This window comes from Candidatus Dependentiae bacterium, from assembly GCA_026389065.1.
Lineage (GTDB): Bacteria > Babelota > Babeliae > Babelales > Chromulinivoraceae > JACPFN01.
In genome coordinates this window covers 1-5,617 of record JAPLIP010000043.1, presented here as the reverse complement: position 1 = coordinate 5,617, position 5,617 = coordinate 1, and the positions used below count along the sequence as shown (strand labels likewise).

Genomic DNA, 5,617 nt, shown 5'->3' with positions numbered 1-5,617 from the left:
GCAAAAGTTAATTTATTGCCAAGAATTGACTGCAAAAATCCACCGATTGGAAACTTTCGATAGGGTGAAAAATATTCATCCAAATCTGTTTTTCCATCAAGCAAATGCCGCGCACTATAATTACCAAGTGCCGCAGCTATCGAAAGACCTGCGCTTGCCGCAATGTAATAAATATGTTTAAAATCTTTGCCTGGTCCAGAAATTGGACCAATGTCTTTTGAAACCCCTATCAGGCCTGACCAAACATACTCAAATTGAACCTGGATATCTGGAAAGTGTTTAGAAAAATCACTAATTAACTTTTTGACAATTCTGTCATTTTTACAACTTTGATCTGTATCATAAGTGGTCCACAAATCTCCGCCACCAAGAACCAATCGATTGTCTGAGGTTATACGAAAATAATTATATACAAGCTCTGAGTCCCAGATCATAAAACGATCTTTTGCAAATATTAAACTAATTTGATCATCTGTAAGAGACTGTGACGCGAGTACAAAGTTTTTGGCATGAAATACTTCTTGGGGCAAAATGTTTAAATCTGGTAAAAATCTGTCAACGCAAACAACGATATAATCTGCGGTAATCTTTGCATGAGGTGTTATCACCGTATGATCATCAATTTTAGTTACAAGGGTTTGCTCAAATATTTGGACACCTTGAGCCTGCAAAGTCTTTTTCATCTCCTGGCAATACAAATACCCATTAATCCCAAAGCTATCTTTATAAACAACCGCACCAAAATACCCTTTGCCGTGTAAAATCTGATTTAGCTCTTGCTCGTCATAAAGCAATGATGCATAGCCGCTCTTACTTAAGCTTTCATACTCTGTGCGAAAGCCACCAAGGGCGCCTTTACTTGATGCAACCATTAAAGAATCTTGTTTGACGTAACCGCAATTAAGATTGTTTTTCTTAATGTTGTTTTCAATACCTTGAACGCCAAGGTTAATAAAATCCCAGATCTTACAAGCGACTTCAGGATTATACCTCTTTGAAAAATCGGTAAATGATAGCTCTGCGTTTTGAACAACAAATCCCGAGCTTTTCCCGGTTGCTCCAGAACCACATAAATATCGCTCAAACAATGCAACCTTTTTGCCACGATTACAAAATTCTTGGGCTGCACTCAGTCCTGCCATTCCGCCTCCAACGACAACAACGTCGACCTGCATATCTTGCAAGCAAGGCTTTATCTCTCCCGATAAAACAGTCCATACATTTTGGTCCTGAGGTGGCCATAAATTTTTCATATTTTCAACTTTCATTAACTAACTTGCATATTCCATAACTGGGCATACGCACCTTTTTTTACAAGAAGTTCATCGTGAGAGCCAAACTCAACAATTTTGCCAGAATCTAAAACAAAAATAGTATCTGCATCTCGAACCGTTGAAAGACGATGAGCAATGATAATAATTGTATGATCTTTTTTCAATCTCTCCATTGAGTGAGTAATTTCTGCCTCAGTCTCATTATCAAGGGCTGCTGTCGCTTCATCAAAAATTAAAATGCATGATTTTTTTAAAAGAGCCCGAGCAATAGAAATTCGTTGACGCTGCCCCCCTGAAAGATTTCTTCCATGCTCGCTGAGCTTGGTGCGGTATCCATCAGGCAACTCCATGATAAAATCATGACATTGAGCCATATGTGAAACCCTAAAAATTTCTTCCTCTGTGGCATTAAATGTACCGTAAGCAATATTTTCAGCTATTGTTCCGTCGACAATGTAAACTTCTTGGCTTACAAGTCCAATAGATGAATGCAATGCACTTTCTTTAATGTTTTTTACATCGCTACCATCAATTTTTACTGCACCACCCTGTACATCATAAAATCGTAAAATCAACTTTGAAAGAGTACTTTTTCCACAACCGGTTGATCCCACAAATGCGACCGTTTTACGAGCAGGAATGGTAAGGCTTAGATCATTAAAAACTTCATAACCATTTTTATACGAAAATGAAACATTATCAAAAACAATGCTTCCGGGGCACGATTTAACGGCAATGGCATTATCGCCATCTTGAATTTCAGGATCTGTTTGCAAAACATTCATAATTCTTTTTGCGCTGGCAGAGGATTTTTCATACATATCGGTAATTACAGTCAGTGATGAAAAGGGCCATAAAAATCGCTGCGTAAGCATAACAAGTTCTGCATACCAATGTATGGCTATTTGCCCACTTAAAACCTTCATTCCGCCAACAATCATCGTTGTTATAAAACCAATCATAACCGTCATTCGAATACATGGAATATATTTAGCCGTTGTAGAATTCACAGCGCAGTAAGCTTGTTTGTTTTTATTACTTTCCTGCGCAAGCCTTTCGAGCTCATATTTTTGAGTACCGTAACTTTTAATAGTCATAAGTCCTTGCAGTCTATAAACAATATGGCTTGCCATACTGCTCGAAACATTTCGCATTCTAAAATAAAGCTCAGATAATTTATGCTGAAAATAATAAGATATGGCAATCACGAACGGTATTGGAATAAGCGTCATAAGGCACAACGTTGGAGATATCCACACAAAGATAGCGCCCGTAACCAAAATATTAACGACTAGTTGAATAACTTCGTTAGGCCCGAGGCTTAAAAACTGTTCCAACTGAGCAACATCGTCTTGCAAAATGGTAAGCATGCCACCGGTTGTTTTATCTTCAAAATAAGCTAAATCCAAACTCTGAATCTTTTCATAGGTTGAAAGTCTTAAGTCATGTTGTATTTTTTGTGCAAGACCATGCCAAACGATAAAGTATAAATATTCAAAAATTGATTCTAAGATCCATATGACAGCTGTAATTCCAGCAACAAGATAAAGTTGATGCAATGGCTCTGAGATCCCTGACAGCTGCGCAACTATTGATTTTTTTTGCTGAACTACCACATCGACGGACATGGCTATTAATATTTCTGGCAAAATATCACATATTTTGTTTAAAGCTGAAAATATGACGGCTATAAAAACTACAGCCTTTTTTGGTTTTACATAAACCAACAAATCAATCAAACTATTTTCTTTAAAAAGCTTCATACCACTCCTAAACAATTCTTTTTTCTTTTTGATGATTGTACGAAATATATTCATACTATTTTTTTTTATTGATATTCAAGATTTGTTTAAACAGTAGGCTTAAAGTCATAACCCAGCTTTGATTCCGTCCTAAGCTTTTATTTACTCTTTCTTGAGAAGTTCATCGTTTTGTAGTTTTTCTTGGATTGCTAAATTAGAAACTTCTTCTTGCAAAGTGACAACATCTAAATAAGCTTTTTCATTGAACGGATCACCTAAAAAAAGATCTCGCTTGCACTTGTACTCATTACCAAATAAATTACGATCAAAGAGTCGTATAGGATATTGCCCATTTATAACCATATCCGAAGATAAGCAATACGAAGCAAGGCTAAAAGATTTAATTTTTTCTAATTTCATAGGCAGCTGACCTTTATTAAAATCATCCATAAGCTTTTGAATTTTTACACATGCGTTTTCATAGTCAGGCTTCAATTTTTTTTTATTTCCATAAAAATAACTGCCATATAAACCTCTATATTCCTGATAAGCTGGAAGCATATAAAAAAGCTCCTTTTGCCGCTCCGGCAATAAATCCTCCCAGCAATGAAAGAATCTATCAAAGCCCAAAATTCCATCTTGTTCTTTAACTTCTTCATGAAAGCCAAGATCTTGAAAATGAGCATCAACAATTAAATCTTTGGCGCCCTCTTTTTGATCCTCTGCCTGAAACACAAATGAATGAGATGAATGCCTGCTCAGCCTTAATTTTGCAATATCATGCTCTTTACTAGCAGAAGGCGCTGGAGATGAAACAACCTTTTTAACCCTTACGGCATTATATGCACTACCTGAAGCATTAGGTTGTTGCATAGGCAGAACATGGCTAAAATGTAAAAATAAAAATAATAGAATAGCTAAACAGTTACGCATGAATCCTCCATTAAATAAAAAATGCCTATTTTTTAATGAGTTTCTTTTAATAGAAATCTAGGCCTCTTGCTATAAAAACATGATAACAATAATTTTTTTGCCAAATCAAGACTTCTCAAAAACTAAGAAGCAAGGAGCATTAGATAACAATTTAAGCCTTTGTCAGATGCAAAAACTATTTAACTTAAAGCATTTAGTTCAATTTAAGGACAAAAAACATTATGCATGAAAACAAAGAAAGCATAACTAAGGATCAAAAACATAGAATTAATATTATAAGAAAAAGATAACTTAACAAAAAGCAAAGCATATTTGTTTAGACTTTGCTCAAAAAAGGAGAAAGAACAATCACTTCAACATATAAAAAAAACGGGTCAAAGTTTTTTACACTAATTTTTACGATATGTTTATCATTTGTTTGTCAGCAATCAAGTGGCTCATACACACCAGAAAGATCAGCTAAACTACCAAGCCCATCAAGCCTATCATCACAAAGGAAAGTTTCTTTTCATGAAAACCCCGATGTTTTAACATATCAGGCAGATGAAACATACATCACAAAACACCTTTCAACAAAAGACCTGCCACAAACGTCAAGAACTCTAACCCAAGATGAAGTTAATGCCAAAGTGTTACTACGGGCCGCAAGAGGCAACTCGCCTTCGCTTACAACTTCCAATCTTATAAAGCTTCAAGAATCTCTTGGCATCAATATGGCTCAGCCAAATACTAACTTTTCGGTTAAATCTACATGCTCTAAAGAAACGCAAACAGATGATGAACAGTTGCCAGAAGAAACAAATGAACAAGAAAATCCTATAGAAATTATAAGCATTAATCGAGCTGCTGTTGGATCTCCCCCTAATGGACTATCATGCTGTCATCAATAAACATAAAGAGCCCCAGATTTTAAACTCTGGGGCTCTTTTTACAATATTTTTTAATATAACTATTCACCATAATGAGCATGCAGAGGCGATGACCCTGGAAACATAGATTCTGGCAATCTATTGCTTTGATATGTATAAGTTTTATTTGCCTTCAAACTAGCCACACGCACCTGCTCAAAACAAGGTATATTTGGCGTTTGAACAACTGTTTTATAAATGCCTGGAGATATTTCCTCAACTGTTGCACAAGCAAACCAGCGCTCAGTTCCTTCATCAGGCAAGGTTTCTTTTGTGTTTTGCTCGCCATTTATGCTATGTGCAATGCCACTACGAATACCAACATTACAATCAATGTGCATCTGAATTTTATTTGGACCAAGATCTCGACACTCAAATTCAGGACTGTTTTTTGATACATTATCAAATAATCTGTCTTTCCACGAAGCAGACTTCCAAAAAACCAAAGATTGCTTAAATCTTTCAACTGCTGATAGCTTTTTAATTACTTGCCCTTCTTCGGGCTGACGATCATCAACTAATTTTATCAAGCTACAAGATTCCTGCTCACAAACTTTTATTGATGGAGAACTATTACTTCTGCGTAAAAAAGCAATGTTTGCAGCGCGGCAAATAGGTGATATTTTACCATCTCCCACAAGAGAACAAGGTGTTTTAATTCTCACACAAGGCTCTTCGCCTTGCTCATTTTTAAATGGAACTCGAGCATTTAATGCTTGCTCTGGCGAATTAAAACCAGAACTAATACCGCCAAAACTTT

General features: G+C 36.0%; 5 protein-coding genes. 1 reads left to right on the top strand and 4 read right to left on the bottom strand.

From position 1 onward, the window contains the following. The 3 genes from NTU89_03000 to NTU89_02990 all read right to left on the bottom strand — a co-directional run. The coding region (locus NTU89_03000; GenBank protein MCX5923513.1) for an FAD-binding oxidoreductase at positions 1-1,253 on the bottom strand (1,253 nt) is incomplete at its 3' end. A gap of 14 nt (positions 1,254-1,267) precedes the next feature. After that, positions 1,268-3,037 (bottom strand): ABC transporter ATP-binding protein, encoded by a 1,770-nt coding sequence (locus NTU89_02995; GenBank protein MCX5923512.1) that lies wholly within the window; start codon positions 3,035-3,037, stop codon positions 1,268-1,270. 141 nt (positions 3,038-3,178) lie between these two features. Next, entirely contained in the window at positions 3,179-3,949 is a 771-nt protein-coding gene (locus NTU89_02990; protein MCX5923511.1) for a hypothetical protein, read from the bottom strand. 323 nt (positions 3,950-4,272) lie between these two features. On the opposite strand from NTU89_02990, the gene NTU89_02985 reads away from it, so the two are divergent. Continuing rightward, positions 4,273-4,839, top strand: coding sequence for a hypothetical protein (locus NTU89_02985; protein ID MCX5923510.1), 567 nt, complete (start codon positions 4,273-4,275; stop codon positions 4,837-4,839). A 59-nt stretch (positions 4,840-4,898) separates the two neighbouring features. On the opposite strand, the gene NTU89_02980 is transcribed toward NTU89_02985, so the two are convergent. Beyond that, the coding region (locus tag NTU89_02980) for a hypothetical protein (protein ID MCX5923509.1) at positions 4,899-5,617 on the bottom strand (719 nt) is incomplete at its 5' end.